This is a genomic window from Streptomyces sp. NPDC087422 (genome assembly GCF_044744145.1).
Classification (GTDB): Bacteria; Actinomycetota; Actinomycetes; order Streptomycetales; family Streptomycetaceae; genus Actinacidiphila.
Genome location: NZ_JBIUXT010000005.1, coordinates 1 through 19,931 on the forward strand (window position 1 = coordinate 1; position 19,931 = coordinate 19,931).

At 70.3% G+C, this 19,931-nt stretch carries 17 protein-coding genes, 1 rRNA gene and 1 riboswitch; of the genes, 14 read left to right on the forward strand and 4 right to left on the reverse strand.

Annotated features, from left to right (window positions below; genetic code table 11):
• Window positions 1-141: 141 nt before the first annotated feature.
• From rrf to ACIO6U_RS17135, 11 genes are all read left to right on the forward strand, one after another.
• Window positions 142-258: ribosomal RNA gene (rrf, locus tag ACIO6U_RS17085) — 5S ribosomal RNA — on the forward strand.
• 114 nt (window positions 259-372) lie between these two features.
• Window positions 373-981, forward strand: a complete 609-nt coding sequence (locus tag ACIO6U_RS17090) for a CDP-alcohol phosphatidyltransferase family protein (RefSeq protein ID WP_401719777.1) — start codon at window positions 373-375, stop codon at window positions 979-981.
• A gap of 22 nt (window positions 982-1,003) precedes the next feature.
• Entirely contained in the window at window positions 1,004-3,499 is a 2,496-nt protein-coding gene (locus ACIO6U_RS17095) for a mannose-1-phosphate guanyltransferase (RefSeq protein ID WP_355335743.1), read from the forward strand.
• Window positions 3,500-3,562: 63 nt separating this feature from the next.
• On the forward strand, window positions 3,563-4,504 hold the full coding sequence (locus tag ACIO6U_RS17100; RefSeq protein ID WP_391051111.1) for a DUF881 domain-containing protein: 942 nt from the start codon (window positions 3,563-3,565) through the stop codon (window positions 4,502-4,504).
• Window positions 4,501-4,833 (forward strand): small basic family protein, encoded by a 333-nt coding sequence (locus ACIO6U_RS17105; RefSeq protein WP_033175851.1) that lies wholly within the window; start codon window positions 4,501-4,503, stop codon window positions 4,831-4,833. The genes ACIO6U_RS17100 and ACIO6U_RS17105 overlap by 4 nt, the downstream gene beginning before the upstream one ends.
• Before the next feature lie 7 nt (window positions 4,834-4,840).
• Window positions 4,841-5,695 carry a DUF881 domain-containing protein gene (locus ACIO6U_RS17110; protein WP_391051113.1) on the forward strand — a complete coding sequence of 285 codons (855 nt, stop codon included), beginning with the start codon at window positions 4,841-4,843 and terminating at the stop codon, window positions 5,693-5,695.
• A gap of 358 nt (window positions 5,696-6,053) precedes the next feature.
• Entirely contained in the window at window positions 6,054-6,587 is a 534-nt protein-coding gene (locus ACIO6U_RS17115) for an FHA domain-containing protein (RefSeq protein WP_355335734.1), read from the forward strand.
• Between the two features lie 46 nt (window positions 6,588-6,633).
• A complete protein-coding gene (locus tag ACIO6U_RS17120; RefSeq protein WP_401719783.1) occupies window positions 6,634-7,368 on the forward strand; it encodes a MerR family transcriptional regulator in 735 nt (244 codons plus the stop codon).
• Between the two features lie 179 nt (window positions 7,369-7,547).
• Window positions 7,548-8,021: a bifunctional nuclease family protein gene (locus ACIO6U_RS17125; protein WP_031518684.1), complete on the forward strand. Its 474-nt coding sequence runs from the start codon at window positions 7,548-7,550 to the stop codon at window positions 8,019-8,021.
• Window positions 8,022-8,187: 166 nt separating this feature from the next.
• Window positions 8,188-8,793, forward strand: a complete 606-nt coding sequence (locus ACIO6U_RS17130; RefSeq protein ID WP_355335727.1) for a MerR family transcriptional regulator — start codon at window positions 8,188-8,190, stop codon at window positions 8,791-8,793.
• 69 nt (window positions 8,794-8,862) lie between these two features.
• Complete coding sequence (locus tag ACIO6U_RS17135) at window positions 8,863-10,353, forward strand: DNA polymerase IV (protein ID WP_401719786.1); 1,491 nt, start codon at window positions 8,863-8,865, stop codon at window positions 10,351-10,353.
• On the opposite strand, the gene ACIO6U_RS17140 is transcribed toward ACIO6U_RS17135, so the two are convergent.
• Window positions 10,269-10,646, reverse strand: coding sequence for a PRC-barrel domain-containing protein (locus ACIO6U_RS17140; protein ID WP_401719789.1), 378 nt, complete (start codon window positions 10,644-10,646; stop codon window positions 10,269-10,271). The two genes, ACIO6U_RS17135 and ACIO6U_RS17140, sit on opposite strands and share 85 nt — an antisense overlap.
• Before the next feature lie 137 nt (window positions 10,647-10,783).
• A riboswitch (glycine riboswitch) is annotated at window positions 10,784-10,879 on the forward strand.
• A gap of 185 nt (window positions 10,880-11,064) precedes the next feature.
• Between ACIO6U_RS17140 and gcvP the strand changes: the two genes are divergently transcribed.
• Window positions 11,065-13,959, forward strand: coding sequence for an aminomethyl-transferring glycine dehydrogenase (gene gcvP / locus ACIO6U_RS17145; RefSeq protein ID WP_391051121.1), 2,895 nt, complete (start codon window positions 11,065-11,067; stop codon window positions 13,957-13,959).
• A 195-nt stretch (window positions 13,960-14,154) separates the two neighbouring features.
• On the opposite strand, the gene ACIO6U_RS17150 is transcribed toward gcvP, so the two are convergent.
• Complete coding sequence (locus ACIO6U_RS17150) at window positions 14,155-14,361, reverse strand: DUF5999 family protein (protein ID WP_355335718.1); 207 nt, start codon at window positions 14,359-14,361, stop codon at window positions 14,155-14,157.
• A 253-nt stretch (window positions 14,362-14,614) separates the two neighbouring features.
• Entirely contained in the window at window positions 14,615-15,211 is a 597-nt protein-coding gene (locus ACIO6U_RS17155) for a hypothetical protein (protein ID WP_355335715.1), read from the reverse strand.
• Window positions 15,212-15,668: 457 nt separating this feature from the next.
• Here ACIO6U_RS17155 and ACIO6U_RS17160 point away from each other — a divergent pair, with 457 nt between their 5' ends.
• The gene (locus ACIO6U_RS17160; RefSeq protein WP_355335712.1) at window positions 15,669-17,159 is read left to right on the forward strand and encodes a glutamate--cysteine ligase; all 1,491 of its coding nucleotides are present in this window, start codon (window positions 15,669-15,671) and stop codon (window positions 17,157-17,159) included.
• A 47-nt stretch (window positions 17,160-17,206) separates the two neighbouring features.
• Here the strand turns inward: ACIO6U_RS17160 and ACIO6U_RS17165 are convergent, their stop codons facing one another.
• The gene (locus ACIO6U_RS17165) at window positions 17,207-19,003 is read right to left on the reverse strand and encodes a substrate-binding and VWA domain-containing protein (protein ID WP_401308107.1); all 1,797 of its coding nucleotides are present in this window, start codon (window positions 19,001-19,003) and stop codon (window positions 17,207-17,209) included.
• Window positions 19,004-19,109: 106 nt separating this feature from the next.
• Between ACIO6U_RS17165 and ACIO6U_RS17170 the strand changes: the two genes are divergently transcribed.
• Entirely contained in the window at window positions 19,110-19,907 is a 798-nt protein-coding gene (locus tag ACIO6U_RS17170) for a type II CAAX prenyl endopeptidase Rce1 family protein (RefSeq protein ID WP_391051129.1), read from the forward strand.
• Window positions 19,908-19,931: the final 24 nt, after the last annotated feature.

A 19,931-nucleotide genomic window follows, 5' to 3' on the forward strand; every position in this document is an offset into this window, starting at 1 on the left:
CCCTGTGAGGGGTGGAGCTGACTGGTACTAATAGGCCGAGGGCTTGTCCATTGTTGCTCGCGTTCACTGTGTGGTTCTGAAACAACCAGCCCACCACCATGCCCCCTTCACCGGGGGTGTGGGGTGTGTGTTTCATGGTGTTTCGGTGGTCATAGCGTTAGGGAAACGCCCGGTTACATTCCGAACCCGGAAGCTAAGCCTTTCAGCGCCGATGGTACTGCAGGGGGGACCCTGTGGGAGAGTAGGACACCGCCGAACAATTTTTATGGAAGAGGCCCGGCCTCGGATCTTAGGATCCGACGCCGGGCCTCTTTTGCGTCTGCGGTAGAGTCTGGCCCGAAACGTCAGGACATACATACAGGAGGGGCCCCGGTGGAGGTCCAGGAGACAAGGGTGCAAACGGATCGGATCTTCACGATCCCCAACATCCTGAGTATGGCCCGCCTGGTGGGCGTACCCGTGTTCCTGTGGCTGATTCTGTGGCCCGAGTTCGGCGGACCGAAGGCTGACGGCTGGGCGCTGCTCGTACTCGCCCTGAGCGGCATCAGTGACTATCTGGACGGCAAGCTGGCCCGGCGGTGGAATCAGGTCAGCAGTCTCGGCCGGTTTCTCGATCCCGCGGCGGACCGGCTGTTTGTACTGTCCACGCTGGTAGGACTCACATGGCGCGACATCCTCCCACTGTGGGTAACGGTCCTGCTGCTGGCCCGTGAGGCCGTGATGGCGGTGATGCTGCTGATTCTGCGGAGGCACGGGTACGGACCTCCCCAGGTGAACTTCATCGGGAAAGCGGCTACCTTCAACCTCATGTACGCCTTTCCGCTGCTCCTCCTGAGCGACGGAAGCGGATGGCTTGCGACACTGGCGTCTATTTTCGGCTGGGCGTTCGCAGGTTGGGGTACAACCCTGTACTGGTGGGCAGGGATCCTCTATGTGGTGCAGGTCCGCCGACTTGTGCGGGCGGACACCACGGCTGACTGAGTCACGAGGAGGACGTTCCGACATGAAGGCGGTTGTCATGGCCGGCGGTGAAGGCACTCGCCTTCGCCCAATGACCTCGAGCATGCCCAAACCTCTGCTGCCAGTGGTGAATCGCCCGATCATGCAGCATGTTCTGACACTGCTCAAGCGGCATGGACTCACTGAGACGGTGGTGACTGTCCAGTTCCTCGCCTCCCTGGTGAAGAATTATTTCGGGGACGGCGAAGAATTTGGAATGGAGCTCACCTACGCCAACGAGGAGAAGCCGCTGGGGACGGCCGGAAGCGTCAAGAACGCCGAAGAGGCGTTGAAGGACGACTCCTTCCTCGTGATCTCCGGTGATGCCCTGACGGACTTCGATCTCACCGAGCTGATCGAATTCCACAAGGAGAAGGGAGCCATGGTCACGGTCTGCCTGACCCGGGTCCCCAATCCCCTCGAATTCGGTATCACCATCGTCGACGACGAAGGCAAGGTGGAACGCTTCCTGGAGAAGCCCACCTGGGGCCAGGTGTTCTCCGACACGGTGAACACCGGCATTTACGTGATGGAGCCTGAGGTCTTCGACTACGTCCAGGCCGACGTGTCCGTCGACTGGTCGGGCGACGTCTTCCCGCAGCTCATGAAGGAGGGCAAGCCCGTCTACGGCTTCATCGCCGAGGGCTACTGGGAGGACGTCGGCACCCACGAGAGCTACGTGAAGGCCCAGGCCGACGTACTCGAGGGCAAAGTCGACGTCGACATCGACGGCTTCGAGATCTCCCCCGGCGTGTGGGTCGCGGAAGGCGCCGAGGTGCACCACGACGCCATCCTGCGCGGCCCGCTCTTCATCGGCGACTACGCCAAGGTCGAGGCGGGTGCCGAGATTCGCGAGCACAGCGTCATCGGCTCCAATGTGGTCGTGAAAACAGGCGCTTTCCTGCACAAGGCCGTCATCCACGACAATGTCTACATCGGCCAGCAGACCAATCTGCGCGGCTGCGTCATCGGCAAGAACACCGATGTCATGCGGGCCGCGCGGATCGATGACGGCGCGGTCATCGGCGACGAGTGCCTGATCGGCGAGGAATCGAACATCGCCGGCAACGTACGCGTCTATCCGTTCAAGACGATCGAGGCCGGCGCCTTCGTCAACACCTCGGTCATCTGGGAGTCGCGCGGGCAGGCGCATCTGTTCGGCGCCCGAGGCGTATCCGGCATTCTGAACGTCGAGATCACCCCCGAGCTGGCCGTACGGCTGGCGGGCGCGTACGCGACCACGTTGAAGAAGGGCGCGACGGTCACCACCGCGCGCGACCACTCACGTGGTGCGCGTGCGCTCAAGCGGGCGGTGATCTCCGCGCTCCAGACCAGCGCGATCGACGTGCGCGACCTGGAGAACGTGCCGATGCCCGTGGCACGGCAGCAGACCGCGCGCGGCAGCGCGGGCGGCATCATGATCCGGACGTCACCGGGGCGGCCGGACTCGCTGGACATCATGTTCTTCGACGAGCGGGGCGCGGACCTGTCCGCGGCCGGGCAGCGGAAGCTGGACCGGGTCTTCGCCCGTCAGGAGTACCGCAGGGCGTTCCCCGGCGAGATCGGCGACCTGCGGTTCCCCGCCACGGTCTTCGACTCCTACACCGGCGCGCTGCTGCGGGCCGTGGACATCTCCGGGATCGCCGACGCCGGTCTGAAGGTCGTGGTCGACGCGGCCAACGGCAGTGCCGGGCTCGTGCTGCCCAGCCTCCTCGGACGGCTCGGCGTGGACGCGCTCACCGTCAACCCCGGTCTGGACGAGGCCCGTCCGACCGAGACCACCGAGAGCCGGCGGGCCGGACTCGTACGCCTTGGTGAGATCGTCGCCTCGGCGCGGGCCGCCTTCGGCGTGCGCTTCGACCCCGTGGGCGAGCGGCTGTCCCTGGTGGACGAGCGGGGCCGGATCATCGAGGACGACCGGGCGCTGCTGGTCATGCTCGACCTCGTCGCGGCCGAGCGCCGCAGCGGACGGGTGGCGCTGCCCGTGACCACGACCCGGATCGGCGAGCAGGTCGCCGCGTACCACGGCACCCAGGTCGAATGGACGACGACGTCGCCCGACGACCTGACCAGGGTCGGCAGGGCCGAGGGCACCATCTTCGGCGGCGACGGGCGCGGCGGCTTCATCATTCCGGAGTTCAGCAGCGTCTTCGACGGATCGGCCGCCTTCGTGCGGCTGATCGGACTGGTGGCGCGTACGCAGCTCACGCTCAGCCAGATCGACGCCCGTATCCCGCGCGCTCATGTCATCAAGCGGGACGTGCCGACACCGTGGGCCGTCAAGGGTTCCGTGATGCGGCGCGTGGTGGAGTCGGCGGGCGACCGCTCGGTGGACACCACCGACGGCGTGCGCGTGGTCGAGGCGGACGGACGCTGGGTGATGGTGCTGCCCGACCCGGCGGAGGCCGTCACGCATCTGTGGGCGGAGGGGCCTGACGACACCTCCGCGGAGGCACTGCTCGACGAGTGGGCGGAGGTCGTGGAGAGCGCCGGGCGCTGATCCTTCGGCCGAACGGCGCGCCGTGAGGGGGCCATTCGAGTGTGGCGGCCCCGACGTGCGACGATGTGCGGCATGCCGCAGCAGCAACCCGATCGGAGCAGCCCCGTCCCCGGGGCTGCCCGGCGGCGTCCTGACGCCTCGATGTCGTTGCTCACCAACGTCATGGAGCACAGTCTCGACGACGGGTACGCGGAGGCCGCCGCGCGCCGCGGCGAGGTCGGCACCTCCAGGCTGCCGAAGCGGCTGAGCGGAAAGCTGGGCCTGGCCGCGGGTCTCGTACTCGCCGCCATCGTCGTCACGGTGGGCGCGGCCCAGACGCGGGTGGCCGCGCCCACCGAGGCCAAGGAGCGCCAGAAGCTCATCGACCAGGTGAAGACCGAGACCGACAGCGCCGACAAGCTCCAGAGCAGTGTGGACGGCCTGCGCGACACCGTGGCCGCCGAGCAGCGGGCCGCGCTGGAGGACCACGGCGGCGACAGCAGCGCCTTGGTCGAACTGCTGTCGGGCGCGACTCCGGTGGACGGTCCCGGCGTCAAGCTGGTCGTGGACGACGCCAAGGAGGCGTCAGAAGGCGGCACAGGCGGCCCGCGGGAGAGCAGCGGCTTCTCCGACACCGGCAGGGTCCGCGACCGCGACATGCAGCGCGTGGTGAACGGGCTGTGGTCCTCGGGAGCCGAGGCGATCACCGTCAACGGCCAACGGCTCACCGCACTGTCCGCCATCCGGGCCGCCGGTGACGCCATACTGGTCGACAACAAGCCGCTGGCGCCGCCGTACACGGTGCTGGCGATCGGGGACGGGGAGCGGTTGAGCGCGGCATTCCAAGACAGTGCGGACGGTCAGTACCTGCACGTCCTGGAGCAGAACTACGGCATCCGCGCGAGCATCTCCGTCCAGGGCACGCTGCACCTGGCCGCCGCGCCCAGCCTGATCGTGCGGTATGCCAAGCCGGTCCCCGGCCAGCAGAAGGCGGACTCCGCCACAACAGGGAAGGGTTCGAAGTGATCGCCGTACTGGGCCTCGTCGTGGGAGTCGTGGTCGGGCTCGTGGTCCGTCCCGTGGTGCCGACCGGGGTCGAGCCGTATCTGCCGATCGCCGTCGTCGCCGCTCTCGACGCGGTCTTCGGCGGCCTGCGGGCGATGCTGGACGGGATCTTCGACGACAAGGTCTTCGTGGTCTCCTTCCTGTCCAACGTGGTGGTGGCGGCGCTGATCGTCTTCCTCGGCGACAAGCTCGGGGTGGGCGCGCAGCTCTCCACCGGCGTCGTGGTCGTCCTCGGCATCCGGATCTTCTCCAACGCGGCGGCCATCCGCCGCCACGTCTTCCGGGCGTGACGACGGTATGAGCGACGAGCACCACGAGTCCGCGGACGACGGGCGGGACCGCCAGCAGCACGGCCCGGCCCACGCCGCGCACGATCACGAGCCCGCCCACGCCGCGCACGCCCATGAGCCGGAGCACGCCGCGCCGCCGGTCACCGGGCGGCAGCGCCTGGTCGCCGGGCTGTGGCCGCCGCGGCTGTCACGCGCCCAGCTCACCGTGGCCGTCCTGCTGTTCGTCCTCGGCCTCGGGCTGGCGATCCAGGTCAGCTCCACGAGCGACAGCGGCGGCGCGCTGCGCGGCGCGCGCAAGGAGGACCTGGTCCGCATCCTGACCGAGCTGGACAACCGCACCCAGCGGCTCGAGGACGAGAAGCGGGGTCTGGAGAGCCAGCGGTCGGAGCTGGAGACCAGTTCCAACCAGGCCGCGGAGGCGCTCAAGCAGACCCAGGCCAAGGCGCAGCAGCTCGGCATCCTGGCGGGCACGGTGGCCGCCCAGGGGCCCGGTATCACGCTGACGATCTCCGACCCCAAGGGCGGTGTCCAGGCAGACTCGCTCCTGGACACCCTCCAGGAACTCCGGGCGGCCGGTGCGGAGGCGATCCAGATCAACGATGTACGGGTCGTCGCCGACACGTACTTCACGGAGGGTACGGACGGTGTGCTCATCGACGGCCACAAGGTGTCCCAGCCGTACGAGTTCAAGGTGATCGGAAATCCGCAGGATCTGGAGCCCGCCCTCAACATCCCGGGCGGGGTCGTGCAGACGCTGGAGAAGGAGCAGGCCACGGCCGATGTCGTCAGGTCGCAGAAGATCGTTGTGTCCGCCTTGCGGCCGTCGAAGCAGCCTGACTACGCTCGGTCGTCATCCCAGTGAGGCGGGGGGTCGGGGCATCTGTGGGGTGCTGTGTGGTGGAAACTGTGTGTAGCGAGGGTTCGTCCTGCCCCACGGGCGGGTCTGTTTCTTTCAAGGGGAATCGCCCGTGAAGTTGTTTGGGAAGTTTTTCGGCAAGAGCGCGCGGCAGTCGGGTGACCCGGCGACGGCGCGCCACCGTGCTCCGCGGAACACCGGGGAGGAGAGCCAGTCCGGCGACCGCCCGCTGTTCCGGCACGAGGACCAGCAAGGCGGCGGCGACTTTTCCGGTGGCCCCGGCGTGGCGCCTGTTGACCCTGCCTCGTCCCCCCGCATAGGTTTCGGGGAACCATCAACCTCAACCCCGGGTGGAGGGTTCGGCTTGCCGGTTTGTACGAGGTGCGGGCACACGAACGCGGAGGCGAGCCGCTTCTGCAACAACTGCGGTGCGCCGCTGCGCGGTTCAGGGGCCGGGCAGGAACGCGCGTCCGAGACCACCTCCACGATCTCCATCTCGGGCCTTGAGGCGTACGAGGCGGAGGTCACCGGCCAGCATGTGACGCCGTCGCTCTCCTCCGAGGCGCAGTCGGCCGTGGACGCGTTGCCGATGGGCTCCGCGCTGCTGATCGTGCGACGGGGGCCGAACTCGGGCAGCCGCTTCCTGCTGGACGGTGAGCTGACCACGGCCGGCCGCCACCCGCAGAGCGACATCTTCCTGGACGACGTCACGGTCTCCCGCCGCCATGTGGAGTTCCGCCGCGGCCCGGACGGCGGCTTCACCGTCTCCGACGTCGGCAGCCTCAACGGCACGTACGTCAACCGGGAGCGGATCGACGCGGTGCCGCTGTCCAACGGTGACGAGGTCCAGATCGGCAAGTACAGGTTGGTCTTCTACGCGAGCCAGCGGGGGATCTAGCTCTTTTCCCCCGGACCCGGTCCGGGGGACCCCAGGGAAGGTGTTCATGCCGAGAACGCAGGGCGGTGCCGGAGACGGCACCGCCACCGCCGACAGCGCGCTGTTGAGCATCGGCGCCGTCCTGGGGCAGCTCCAGGACGAGTTCCCCGAGGTCACCATCTCCAAGATCCGTTTCCTGGAGGCCGAGGGTCTGGTCGAGCCGCAGCGCACCCCGTCCGGATACCGCAAGTTCGCGGCCCGTGACGTCGAGCGGCTCGCCTACATCCTGCGCGTGCAGCGCGACCACTACCTGCCGCTGCGGGTGATCAGGGAGCACCTGGACGCGCTCGACCGCGGCGAGCACACGGCGCTTCCGGGTCCCGCGGAGTCCAGGGAGGCCCAGGAGGCCGCCATCGAGCCCCAGGCGCCCGCGGAGCTGCGGATCGGCCGTACGGAGCTGCTGGCGGCCACCGGGGCCGACGGCGAGGAACTGGACCAGTGGGAGTCCTACGGCCTGGTCGAGGCCGGCCGGGACGGCGGATACGACGCCGACACGGTGAACATCGGACGGCTCATCGTCGACCTCGGCCGTTTCGGGCTCGAACCGCGCCATTTGCGGGCGGTGAAGGCCGCTGCCGACCGGGAGGCGGGTCTGGTGGAGCAGGTCGTGGCGCCGCTGCGGCGGCACCGCAATCCGCAGACGCGCACCCACGCCGAGGTCACCGCGCGCGAGCTGGCCGCGCTCTCCGTTCGGCTGCACGCGGCGATGGTGCAGTCCGCGCTGCGGGTCAAGCTCCTCTGAGCGGTTTTTCGGCTTTTCCCACGCCCTGTAAAGGCGCCGGTACCGGGCGGGTACGGGCTTTCCAGCGGTCTCCCGCGGGGCCCGTGCCGACTTTGTGCCGGGCTTCACGAAGCCGCCGAAGTCCGGCCCAGGGGGTGCCCGACTACCCAAACCCGGCAGGCACGTCCTAGGGTTGCTGTGTGAACGAGCTCGACGTTGTGGGTGTCCGGGTCGAAATGCCCTCCAATCAACCGATCGTGCTCCTGCGTGAAGTGGGAGGCGACCGGTACCTGCCCATCTGGATCGGGCCGGGAGAGGCGACGGCCATCGCTTTCGCGCAGCAGGGCATGACGCCTGCGCGACCGCTCACGCATGACCTCTTCAAGGACGTACTCGAAGCGGTCGGACAGACGCTGACCGAGGTCCGTATCACCGACCTGCGCGAAGGCGTCTTCTACGCCGAGCTGGTGTTCGCCAGCGGCGTGGAGGTCAGCGCCCGTCCGTCCGACGCCATAGCCCTCGCGTTGCGCACCGGTACGCCGATCTACGGCAGTGACGGGGTGCTCGACGACGCCGGGATCGCGATCCCGGACGAGCAGGAGGACGAGGTGGAGAAGTTCCGCGAGTTCCTCGACCAGATCTCGCCCGAGGACTTCGGCACGAGCAACCAGTGAGCCGTTCCCGATACCGGGACACGCCAAACCACTCGTGGGGTGAATATCACTCGGCGTGCCGAGTGTGGCGATCGTTGACGCACCCCTGGCGACTGCCTACCTTCGGAGAGGAAAGTCCCGATGGCACGTGCACGCGGCCCCGGGACGCGAAGGGACGGAGGGCGGCGTGAGAAGCACCGGCGACGGTCTGGCGACCGGCGGCCCGTATCCGACCCAGGGGGCACTGGCGCGCGCCACCGCTGACGCGGGCGGCGGCGGGGCGGCACAGGACGTACCGCCCGAGCAGATCGGCTACCGCGGGCCCACCGCGTGCGCGGCGACCGGCATCACCTACCGCCAGCTCGACTACTGGGCCCGTACCGGCCTGGTCGAGCCCAGCGTCCGCCCCGCCTACGGCTCCGGTACGCAGCGGCTCTACAGCTTCCGGGACGTCGTCGTCCTGAAGATAGTGAAGCGGCTGCTGGACACCGGCGTCTCGCTCCAGAACATCCGGACGGCGGTACGGCACCTGCGCTCCGTCGGGCCGACGGAGCTGGCCAGGATGACGCTGATGAGCGACGGTGCCACGGTCTACGAGTGCACCTCGCCCGACGAGGTGGTGGATCTGCTCCAGGGGGGCCAGGGGGTCTTCGGTATCGCCGTGGGCGTGGTCTGGCGGGACGTGGAGAGTTCGCTGTCCCAGATGCACGGGGAGCGGGTGGACACCGGCGAGACCCTGGTCGGCGACAATCCGTCCGACGAGCTGGCGAAGCGGCGCAATCGGGCGGTCTGAGCGGCTCACCGACGCCGTGCCGTACACGTGTACGGCGATTGTCGGTGTCGTGCGGCACGATCGGTACTTGTGAGAAGTGCGCCGACGATCCTGCATCTGGACATGGACGCGTTCTTCGCCGCGGTCGAACAGGCGTCGAAGCCGAGCCTGCGGGGCAAGCCGGTGGTGGTCGGCGGCCTCGGCCCCCGCGGCGTCGTATCGACCGCGTCCTATGAGGCGCGCGTCCACGGCGTCCACTCCGCGATGGCGATGGCCCACGCCCGCCGCCTCAGCCCCAACGCCGCCTATCTCGTACCGCGCTTCGGCATCTATCGGCAGATCAGCGAGGCCGTGATGGCGCTGCTGCACGAGGTGTCACCCCTGATAGAGCCGCTGAGCCTGGACGAGGCGTTCGTGGACCTGGAGGCGGGCGGGCACGGCGCGGACCCGCGGGCGGTCGCCCGGCGGCTGCGTGCCGAGATCCGGGCCAGCACCGGGCTCACGGCCTCGGTGGGGCTCGCCGGGTCGAAGCTGCTGGCGAAGATCGCCTCCGAGCAGGCCAAGCCGGACGGCCTGGTCGTCGTCGAGCCCGGCACCGAGCGCGCGCTGCTCGAACCGATGCCGGTACGCACCCTGCCCGGCGTCGGGCCCGCCACCGCCGAGCATCTGCGGCGCGTGGGCATCACCACCGTCGGCGAGATCGTGCACGCGGGGGAGCCGGAGCTGGTCCGGCTGCTCGGCAAGGCGCACGGCACGGGCCTGCACTCGATGGCCGCCGGCCTCGACAACCGCCCCGTGGTCGCCGACCGCGACGTCAAGTCCATCTCCGTCGAGGACACCTTCGACGCCGACCTCACCGACCGCGCCCATGTGCGGTACGAGATCGACCGGCTCGCCGAGCGCTGCGTGCAGCGGCTGCGCGGCGCGGGCCGCTCCGGGCGGACGGTGGTCGTCAAGGTCCGCAGATACGACTTCTCGACCCTGACGCGCTCCGAGACGCTGCGGGCGCCGACCGACGACCCGGGACTCGTACGGGAGACCGCCAGGCGGCTGATGGAGGCTGTCGACACCACCGGCGGTGTGCGGCTGCTCGGGGTGGGCGTCGCCGGGCTCGCCGACTTCACGCAGGAGGATCTGTTCGCGCACGCGGCGGGGGAGGGCGAGGAGGACGAGAACGCGCCCGAGGAGCTGCCCTCGGCGCCGCCGCCCGCGCCGGAGCGGGCCAGGCTCTGGTGGCCGGGCCAGGACGTGGAGCACGAGACGTACGGCTCCGGATGGGTGCAGGGAAGCGGGGTCGGGCGGGTCACCGTGCGCTTCGAGGTGCCCTCGGACACCGTGCCCGGCCGGGTGCGGACCTTCGCCGTGGACGACCCGGCGCTCGCGCACCGCGATCCGCTGCCGCTCGACCCGGGGGAAGCGGCGGGTGCGGGCCGGGGGAAGGAAGAGGGCGTGGGGCAGGGGGAGGAAGAGAGTGCGGGCCAGGGGGAGGAGGACGCTCAGTCCTCGCCCGCGAGCCGCCCGAAGTCCCGGTCGGGGGGCGGCGGCGGCTCCGAGCCGGACGTCGGCACGTCCATCCCGTAGTGGTGGTAGAGCTGCAACTCCTGCTCCGGCGACAGGTGGCGCCCCACACCGAAGTCCGGCGCGTCCCTGATCAGCGACTTCTTGTACGGCACCCGCAATTCGTCGTCCACCACTTCGCTGGGCTCCAGCGGTACGAACGCGTCGCGCGTGAACAGCCCGGTCCTGACGGCCGCCCACTCCGGTATGCCGGTCGCGTCGTCGAGGTACACCTCGTCCACCGTGCCGATCTTCGTACCGTCATGGTCGAAGACGCGGCGGCCGATCAGGCTGCGCGGATCGATGTCGGTCTGCACGGTCCCTCCAACCAATGACGAGCGATGTCTGGGTACAGCCAAAGGCACATCCTGGCCGGTGTCGACTCGGGCGGTGATCACCGCCCCCCGCCCCCGCCGGGTCCCGCCGCCTCGCTGGTAGGCTGGTGATCGGCCGCAGACCCCGTGCGGGAGAGCCTCCGAGACAGTGTCGGAGGCGCCGAAGGAGCAAATCCTCCCCGGAATCTCTCAGGCATCCGTACCGCATGGACGAGGTCACTCTGGAAAGCAGGGCACGCACCGGGAGCGGTTTTCCGGCACGGGCCCTCACCGACGGTGAAAGCCGCTCCCACGGGGGCGGTGAAGCTCTCAGGTTCTGATGACAGAGGGGGAGGCCGTACGGGTGTCCGCGCGTCGCGGCACCCCCCGAAGGTCGTCGCAGACCAGGAGGCCTCCGCAGATGACTTCCCGTCGCATTCCCCTCGCCGAGCTGGAAGCGGGCGTGCCGTTCGCCAGGCGCCACATCGGACCCGACGCAGCGGCGCAGGCGAAGATGCTCGCCCAGGTCGGCTACGGCTCCCTGGACGAACTCACCGAAGCGGCCGTGCCCGACACCATCAGGAGCGCGCAGGCCCTGGCGCTGCCCGAGGCCCGCACCGAGGCCGAGGCGCTGGCCGAGCTGCGGGCGCTGGCGGACCGCAATCAGGTGCTGGCTCCGATGATCGGCCTGGGCTACTACGGCACCTTCACCCCGCCCGTCATCCTGCGCAATGTGATGGAGAACCCGTCCTGGTACACGGCCTACACGCCGTACCAGCCGGAGATCTCGCAGGGCCGCCTGGAGGCGCTGCTCAACTTCCAGACCGTCGTCGCCGACCTCACCGGGCTGCCCACCTCCGGCGCCTCGCTGCTCGACGAGAGCACCGCGGCGGCCGAGGCGATGGCGCTGTCCCGCCGGGTCGGCAAGGTCAAGCAGGGCGTCTACCTGGTCGACGCCGACACCTTCCCGCAGACCGTCGCGGTGATCCGGACCCGCGCGGAGCCGACCGGCGTCGAGGTCGTCGTCGCCGACCTGTCCGAGGGCATCCCGGCGGAGATCGCCGAGCGTGGCGTCTTCGGCGTCCTGCTCCAGTACCCGGGCGCCTCGGGCGCCGTACGGGACCCGCGCCCGGTCATCGAGCGCGCGCACGAGCTGGGCGCGGTCGTCACCGTCGCCGCCGACCTGCTGGCGCTGACGCTGCTCACCTCGCCGGGCGAGCTGGGCGCGGACATCGCGGTGGGCACCACGCAGCGCTTCGGCGTCCCCATGGGCTTCGGCGGACCGCACGCCGGATACATGGCCGTACGCGACTCCTACGCCCGCAACCTGCCCGGCCGCCTCGTCGGCGTCTCCGTGGACGCCGACGGCAACCGCGCCTACCGGCTGGCCCTCCAGACCCGCGAGCAGCACATCCGCCGCGAGAAGGCCACCAGCAACATCTGTACGGCGCAGGTCCTGCTCGCCGTGATGGCCGCGATGTACGCGGTCTACCACGGCCCCGACGGGCTCGCGCAGATCGCCGGCCGCACCCACCGCTACGCCGCGGTGCTCGCCGCGGGTCTGCGCGCGGGCGGCGTCGAGATCGTGCACGACGGCTACTTCGACACGCTCACCGCGCGGGTGCCGGGACGCGCGGCCGAGGTCGTGGCCGCCGCCCGTCAGGCCGGGGTCAATCTGCGGCTGACCGACGCCGACCTGGTCGGTATCGCCTGCGACGAGACCACCGACCGGGCCCGCCTCGCGGCCGTCCTCGACGCCTTCGGCGTCCAGGGGAGCGCCGCCGACCTCGACGCGCTGGACGCGGCCACCGAGGACGCGCTGCCCGCCGGACTGCTGCGCACCGACGCGTATCTGACCCACCCCGTCTTCCACCAGCACCGCAGCGAGACCGCGATGCTGCGCTACCTGCGGCGGCTGGCCGACCGCGACTACGCGCTGGACCGCGGGATGATCCCGCTGGGCTCCTGCACGATGAAGCTCAACGCGACCACCGAGATGGAGCCGGTCACCTGGCCCGAATTCGGCGCGCTGCACCCCTTCGCGCCGGTCGAGCAGGCCGAGGGCTACCTGGCGCTGATCCACGGCCTGGAGGACCAGCTCGCCGAGGTCACCGGCTACGACAAGGTCAGCCTCCAGCCCAACGCGGGCTCCCAGGGCGAACTGGCCGGGCTGCTCGCGGTCCGCGCCTACCACCGCGCCAACGGCGACACCGGCCGTACCGTCTGCCTGATCCCGTCCTCCGCGCACGGCACCAACGCCGCGAGCGCGGTGATGGCGGGCATGAAGGTCGTCGTGGTCAAGACCGGCGAGAACGGCGACGTGGACGTCACCGACCTGCACGCCAAGATCGAGCAGCACCGCGACCAGCTCGCCGTGCTGATGGTCACCTACCCGTCCACGCACGGCGTGTTCGAGGACAACATCACCGACGTCTGCGCGGCCGTGCACGACGCGGGCGGCCAGGTGTACGTGGACGGCGCGAATCTCAACGCGCTGGTCGGTCTGGCCAGGCCCGGCCGGTTCGGGGCGGACGTCTCGCACCTGAACCTGCACAAGACCTTCTGCATCCCGCACGGCGGCGGCGGCCCCGGCGTCGGCCCGGTCGCGGTCCGCGCGCACCTGGCGCCGTACCTGCCGAACCACCCGCTCCAGCCCACCGCGGGACCTGCCACCGGCGTCGGCCCCGTCTCGGGCGCGCCGTGGGGCTCGGCGGGCATCCTGCCGATCTCCTGGACGTATGTACGGCTGATGGGCGCGGAAGGGCTCAAGCAGGCCACCCAGATGGCGGTACTGGGCGCGAATTACGTCGCCAAGCGGCTGGAGCCGCACTTCCCCGTGCTCTACACCGGCCCCGGCGGGCTGGTCGCGCACGAGTGCATCATCGACCTGCGGCCGCTGGCCAAGGAGACCGGCGTCAGCGTCGACGACATCGCCAAGCGGCTGATCGACTACGGCTTCCACGCGCCGACGATGTCCTTCCCGGTGGCGGGCACGCTGATGATCGAGCCGACCGAGAGCGAGGACCTGGCGGAGCTGGACCGTTTCTGCGACGCCATGATCGCGATCCGCGGCGAGATCGACCGGGTCGGCGCAGGCGACTGGCCGGCCGACGACAACCCGCTGCGCAACGCCCCGCACACCGCGGCGGCGCTCGGCGGCGACTGGGCGCACCCGTACAGCCGCGAGGAGGCGGTCTTCCCCGCCGGGGTCGTCGCGGCCGACAAGTACTGGCCGCCGGTACGGCGGATCGACGGCGCTTTCGGCGACCGCAATCTGGTCTGCTCCTGCCCGCCGCTGGACGCGTACGAGAGCTGAGCGTGTACGAGAGCCGAGCGCGTACGAGAGCTGAGCGCGTTGGGCCGACCGGGTCCGGTGGTACGGGCCCGGCGGTCTCGCGCGAGGCTGCCCGCACATGACGAAGCCGGTTCCGCTGTCAGCAGTGGAACCGGCTCTGTGTGTGGGGCGGTGCGCGGTGCGGCGCGGTCTCGTGTGCGGGCGGCCCCGTACCGGTCAGGCCGCGGCGGTGATCTGCTCGGTGCCCAGGGGGCGGTGCGGCGCGATGATCTGCCCGTCGGGCAGCAGCTCGCCGGTGTCCTCGAAGAGGAGCACGCCGTTGCACAGCAGGCTCCAGCCCTGCTCCGGGTGGTGGGCCAGGGTGTGCGCGGCCTCACGGTCGGGGCACTCTGCGGTGGGGCACTGGGGCTTGTGCTGGCACATGGATGGTGTCTTTCGCTGCGAGAGGTGGCTGGTGCGGATGATTGCGCTGCCTGACTGGTTCATTTCCGTTCCCCCGTTGGTACGGCCGTTCCCAGTGTTGCTCTACTGACGTCGATCCGCAGGGATTTCACGCAGGCAATCCCTTGGAGGACAGGACGCGTCACTCCGCCGGACGGTTGCGAGGGCGGGACGCGACGGTGCCCCCGCGGCCCAGTGGCTCGCGGGGGCACCGTGGAGAGGCGGCGACAGGCCGTCAGGCGGGCGACCCCAGCAGCGGCGGCGGCGCCATCCGTACCGAGAGCAGCGGCATCAGCTCCGCCAGCCGGTGCAGGCGGTGCGGGGCGATGCCGGGCGGCGCGGGGGCCAGCGGCACCAGCACGTCCGCCGGGGTGGGCTGGGCCGTCGAGGCGTCGGCACGCGGGTCGCAGTGCAGCCACAGCGCCAGCATGTACAGGCTCGGCACGGAGAGCAGATGCGGTTGGTAAGTGGCGGGCAGCGTGTCCCCCTGACGCAGCGCCCGCTCGGTGGAGGCCAGGAACGGCCCCTCGGAGAAGCGCGAGAAGACCCAGCCGTCAGCCGTCGCCACGGTCTCGCCCGCGGCGACGGTGCCTTGCGGCCAGCCCCCGGCGAGGATGTGGAACCGCCAGCCGGTCAATCGTGCGCGAGGCAGGCCGCCGGGGACGTCCGCCGGTTCGAACACATGGACAGGGAGCGGGTGTTCGGCGGTGAGGGGCCCTTGGGCGTTCCGCAGCGCGGGCGTCCGGGCCTCCTGGACCGCGGTGGGAGAGCTGAGCGCGGCAAGGATGCTCCGCAGGGCGGGAGCAGGTGCTGGGGGGACAAGCAGCGGCATGGTGTCGCCTCTCACTGGGAGACAAACAGTGGTGCGGGGGCAGGGGTGCGGACGGCGCATGAGGGCGGAAAGGGGATCGGCTCAGGCGCGTCCGGCGAGGGCGGATGCTTTGCCTTGTTCACGGAGTTTATACGACGTGTGTTCGCTCCGTGTTTCGTCTAGTCGCAGCCAGTATTACGCGCAAGGCGAGAAATCGCCTTCTTCTGCGATGGCCCACGAAGCATTCGTGCAGGGTGCGCGGTGTGTGCCGCATATTTCTGCCCGCTGCGGACGGCTGGATCCCGCCGGTCGTATTCACGAAGTTTTTACGCCGCGCCGTGACCGTGGTATGTGCCACAGGAACCCACTGTGTTAGCCGTTGTGCACAGCCTAGTGGCAGACGCGGGGCCGCCGTGGCGTTATCGATCATTTGGGTGGGCATCCTCCCGTGAGTATCCGTACGAGGAAGGACGCGTCGATGGGCGAGAAGGTCGTTGCCAACGGGTTCGACCTGGCCGACCGGAGGCTGTACCGGCGCAAGCTGCGGCAGTGTCTCGTGGGGCTGGAGCGGCTGTTGGACGAGAAGCGATTCGACCGGCCGCGCAATCTGATGGGTCTGGAGATCGAATTGAATCTCGCGGATTCCGACGGGCTGCCGCGCATGATGAACGAAGAGGTGCTCGAGCGCATCGCGAGCCGGGATTTCCAGACCGAGCTCGCGCAGTTCAATATTGAAGTAAACATCGCGCCGCACCGGCTTTCCGGCCGGGTCATGGACCGCCTCGCCGAGGAACTGCGGATCGGTCTCGGGTATGCCGACCGGATGGCCCGCGAGGTGGGCGCGCACATCGTGATGGTGGGAATTCTGCCCACCCTGGAGGCCCAGGACCTGGTCTCCGCCAACCTCTCCCGCGCCGACCGGTACACGCTGCTCAACGAGCGGATACTGGCGATGCGCGGTGAGGACATCACCCTCGACATCGAGGGCGCCGAACGCCTGCTCTACACCTCCGCGTCCATCGCGCCCGAGGCCGCCTGCACCTCCACGCAGATGCACCTCCAGGTCACCCCCGGCCGCTTCGCCGACGTGTGGAACGCGGCGCAGGTCGTGTCGGGACCGCAGGTGGCCGTCGGCGCCAACTCGCCGTTCCTCTTCGGCCGTGAGCTGTGGCGCGAGACCCGCGCGCCGCTGTTCCTCCAGGCCACCGACGTCCGCCCGGAGGAGCTGGTGGCCCAAGGGGTGCGGCCCATCACGTGGTTCGGCGAGCGCTGGATCGACTCCGCCGCCGACCTCTTCGCGGAGAACGTACGGTACTTCCCCTCGCTGCTGCCGATCTGCGACGAGGAGGACCCGCTGCGGGTGCTGGACGACGGGGGAGTGCCGCAGTTGCGCGAACTCACCCTGCACAACGGCACGATCTACCGCTGGAACCGTCCCGTCTACCAGGTGGTCGACGGCGTCCCGCACCTGCGCGTGGAGAACCGGGTGATGCCCGCCGGTCCCACGGTGGCCGACGTCGTCGCCAACACCGCCTTCTACTACGGTCTGGTCCGCGCCCTGGCCGAGGCGTCACGCCCGGTCTGGCACAAGCTGCCCTTCGCCGCCGCCGCGGCCAACTTCGAGGCGTCCTGCCGCGACGGCATCGGCGCGGTCCTCCAGTGGCCGCGCGGCCGCAACGGCGGCCTCGCGGAGATCCCCGCCACCGACCTGATCCTCGACGAACTGCTGCCGCTGGCCGCGGCGGGGCTCGACGCGTGGGGCATCGAGGCCGTCGACCGCGACCACTACCTCGGCATCATCGAACAGCGCTGCCGTCGCCGTACCAACGGCGCCGAATGGCAGTCGGCGGTCTTCCACCGGATGCTGGAACGCGGCCTCGACCGGCGGCCCGCGCTCGCCGCGATGACCCAGCGGTACCGCGAACTCATGCTGGACGGCGAGCCGGTGCACTCCTGGCCGGTGGCGTGAGCCGTGGCGCGCGGGGGCCTCATGCGGCGCGGGCCCGTACAGCGGCCTCAGGGCGCCTTCGCGGCGGCGCTGGTGGCCGCCGCCACGACGGCCTTCAGCAGGACCGCCTGGATCTCCGAGGGGTCGTTGACCTGATACGCGGCCCCGCCGGTGGCCTTCGCGATGCGGTCGCAGGCCGCCTTGTCGGCGTTCGCGCCGACCGCGATGGCGATCAGCGGCACCGGCCGCGCCGGGTCGTCGAGCGTCTTCAGCCTGGACGTCAGGGCGTTGAGCGAGATGCTGCCCGGGTCCTCGTTGGCGCCGTCGGTCAGGATCACCACCGCGTTGAACTTGCCGGTCCCGTACGAGGAGACGGCGCTTTGGTAGACCGCGAGCGCCGTGTCGTACAAGCCGGTCGAGCCGCCCGGCACCGGCTGGAGGTCATGGAACGCGCTGTCGAGCTGCTGGCGGCGCGTGACGCCCTTGGCGACGGTGCCGCCGAGCGGGCCGGTGCGGACGATCTCCTGGTAGTCGCGCGAGCCGCTGAGCCGGGTGGAGAAGCGCCACAGCCCGATCTCGTCCTTCGGGGTGAACTGCGACAGCGCCTGCCGCAGCGACTCCTTGGTGATGTCGAGCCGCGACCTGCCGCCCGAACCGGGCACGACGTCGGCCATCGACCCGGACACGTCCACGACCGTGGTGATCCGCGCGCTCTGCACGGTGATCTGCCACATCAGCCGGAGCTTTTGGAGCTCGGGCGCGGAGGGTGAGGGCGCGGGCGTGGCCGACAGGGGTTGCGGCGACTGGCCGCCCGCGCGCCGCACGGTCTCCGTGTCCGGATCGCCGCCGGGCGTACGGAAACCCGCGTCCGCGATCGTCCGCACGCCCTCGTCGTTGCCCAGCAGGGTCAGGAAGCGGTTGGCGGCCCGGCCCTGATCGGTGCTCAGATGCAGGTCGTCGACCATCGTGTACGGGTAGTCCAGGGTCGCCGCGCCGTCCGAGGGGTAGAACAGCCGCAGCGGCGGCGCGGAACCGCCGTTGTGCGCGAACGCCGCCTGCTCGGACAGGATCAGCGCCTGGCTCCGCTTGGGGTCGGCCAGCTCCGCAGGCGTCGTGTCGCGCGGCAGCGTCGCGACCGCCTGCTCGTCGCTGGGCTCGGTGCGCTGCGCGAGGGCCTTCGCGGCAGCCGCCGACTCCGTGTCGGAGTCGGTGCCCTCGCTCCCGCCGGCCCGCGCGATCGACGCGTTGATCATCGCCAGCGCCAGCATGCCGGTGGAGTTGAGCGCCGGATCGGCCGTACCGAACCGCAGGTCCGGCCTGCTGCCCGCCACCCCGGCCAACTCCGCCCAGGTGTACGTCTTGGACGGCCAGCCCAGCGTCTTGGCCTGCGACTGGAGCGCGCCGACCACCACCGGGGACTCGGCGACCGACCGCAGCTTCGTCAGCGCCCTGGCGCTGCCGGTGGCGGACGTCTGGGCCACCCACAGACTGTCGTCCGGCACCCACACCGCGAAATCCGGCTTCTTGGTGTTGTCGACCAGTTCCGCGGCGACGTCGGCGGAGTTCCGCGCGGTCACCCGGACGTCGAGACAGCGGCCGTCGGTCGTGTCGTGCTCGCGGCGCGCCCGGTCGGCGACGGCGGTCAGCGCGGGCGCGATGTCGGGCGAGGCGACCGCGCCGATCCGTACCGTGCCGCCGCGGCACGCGCCGCTCAGCGGCAGCAGTCCGCCGCGCAGCACCGCGAAGGTGCCCGCGCCCGCCGTGATCACCAGCGCGGTGGCCGCCGCGGTGGCACGGCGCCGGGTCCTGGCGGGCGGCGCTCCACCCGTCGATTCCCGGCCATCGGATATGCGGTGACGACCCATCGCTCCGTGCCTCTCCTGGGGTGGCTACGAACAGTAGACCCCGGCCTTCGTATCTTTGCCGGAGACCATAGCCATGCGCGGACGGCGCTGAAGCGGGATGACGTAAATGGAGGTCCGCGTGCACGCAGAGTCATACGAGGTGGAGGCAGGGTTGCAGCGGCGGACGCTGCGCAGCGAGACCCTGATCGTCTTGGCGCTGTCGCTGGGAGCGAGCGGCGTTGCCGCGCTGATCGACTTCATCGGTTCCGTGACGAGGCCGGGCGCACTCAAGGACCAGGCGGCCACCCTCGTCGGCTCCCAAGCACCGGGCCGGCCGTGGCTGGATCTGGCCTGGCAGGTCTTCTCCATCGCCACCGCGCTCGCCCCGGTGGCGCTGGTCGCCCACCTGCTGGCCAGGGAGCGGGTCGGCATGCCCGTGATCGGCTTCGACCGCACCCGGCCGCGGCTCGACCTGGCCCGGGGCGCGGCCGTCGCGGCCGTCATCGGCGGCACCGGGCTCGCCTTCTACCTCGGGGTCAGGGCGGCCGGCTTCAACCTCACCGTCGTGCCCGAGTCGCTGCCCGACGTGTGGTGGAAGATCCCGGTCCTGATCGCCTCCGCCGTGCAGAACGCGGTGCTCGAAGAGGTGATCGTGGTCGGCTATCTGCTGCGCAGGCTCGGCCAGTTGGGCTGGAGCCCGGCCGCCGCGCTGGCCGCGAGCGCGCTGCTGCGCGGCTCGTACCACCTCTACCAGGGCGTCGGCGGCTTCGTCGGCAACATGGTGATGGGCGTCGTCTTCGTGCTGCTGTACCGGCGGTGGGGCCGGGTGGGGCCGCTGGTGGCGGCCCACTCCCTCATCGACACGGTGGCCTTCGTCGGCTACGCGCTGCTGGCCGGGAAGGTGGGGTGGCTGCCCACGGGGTGACGCGCGAGCGGAGCCCTTGCGACA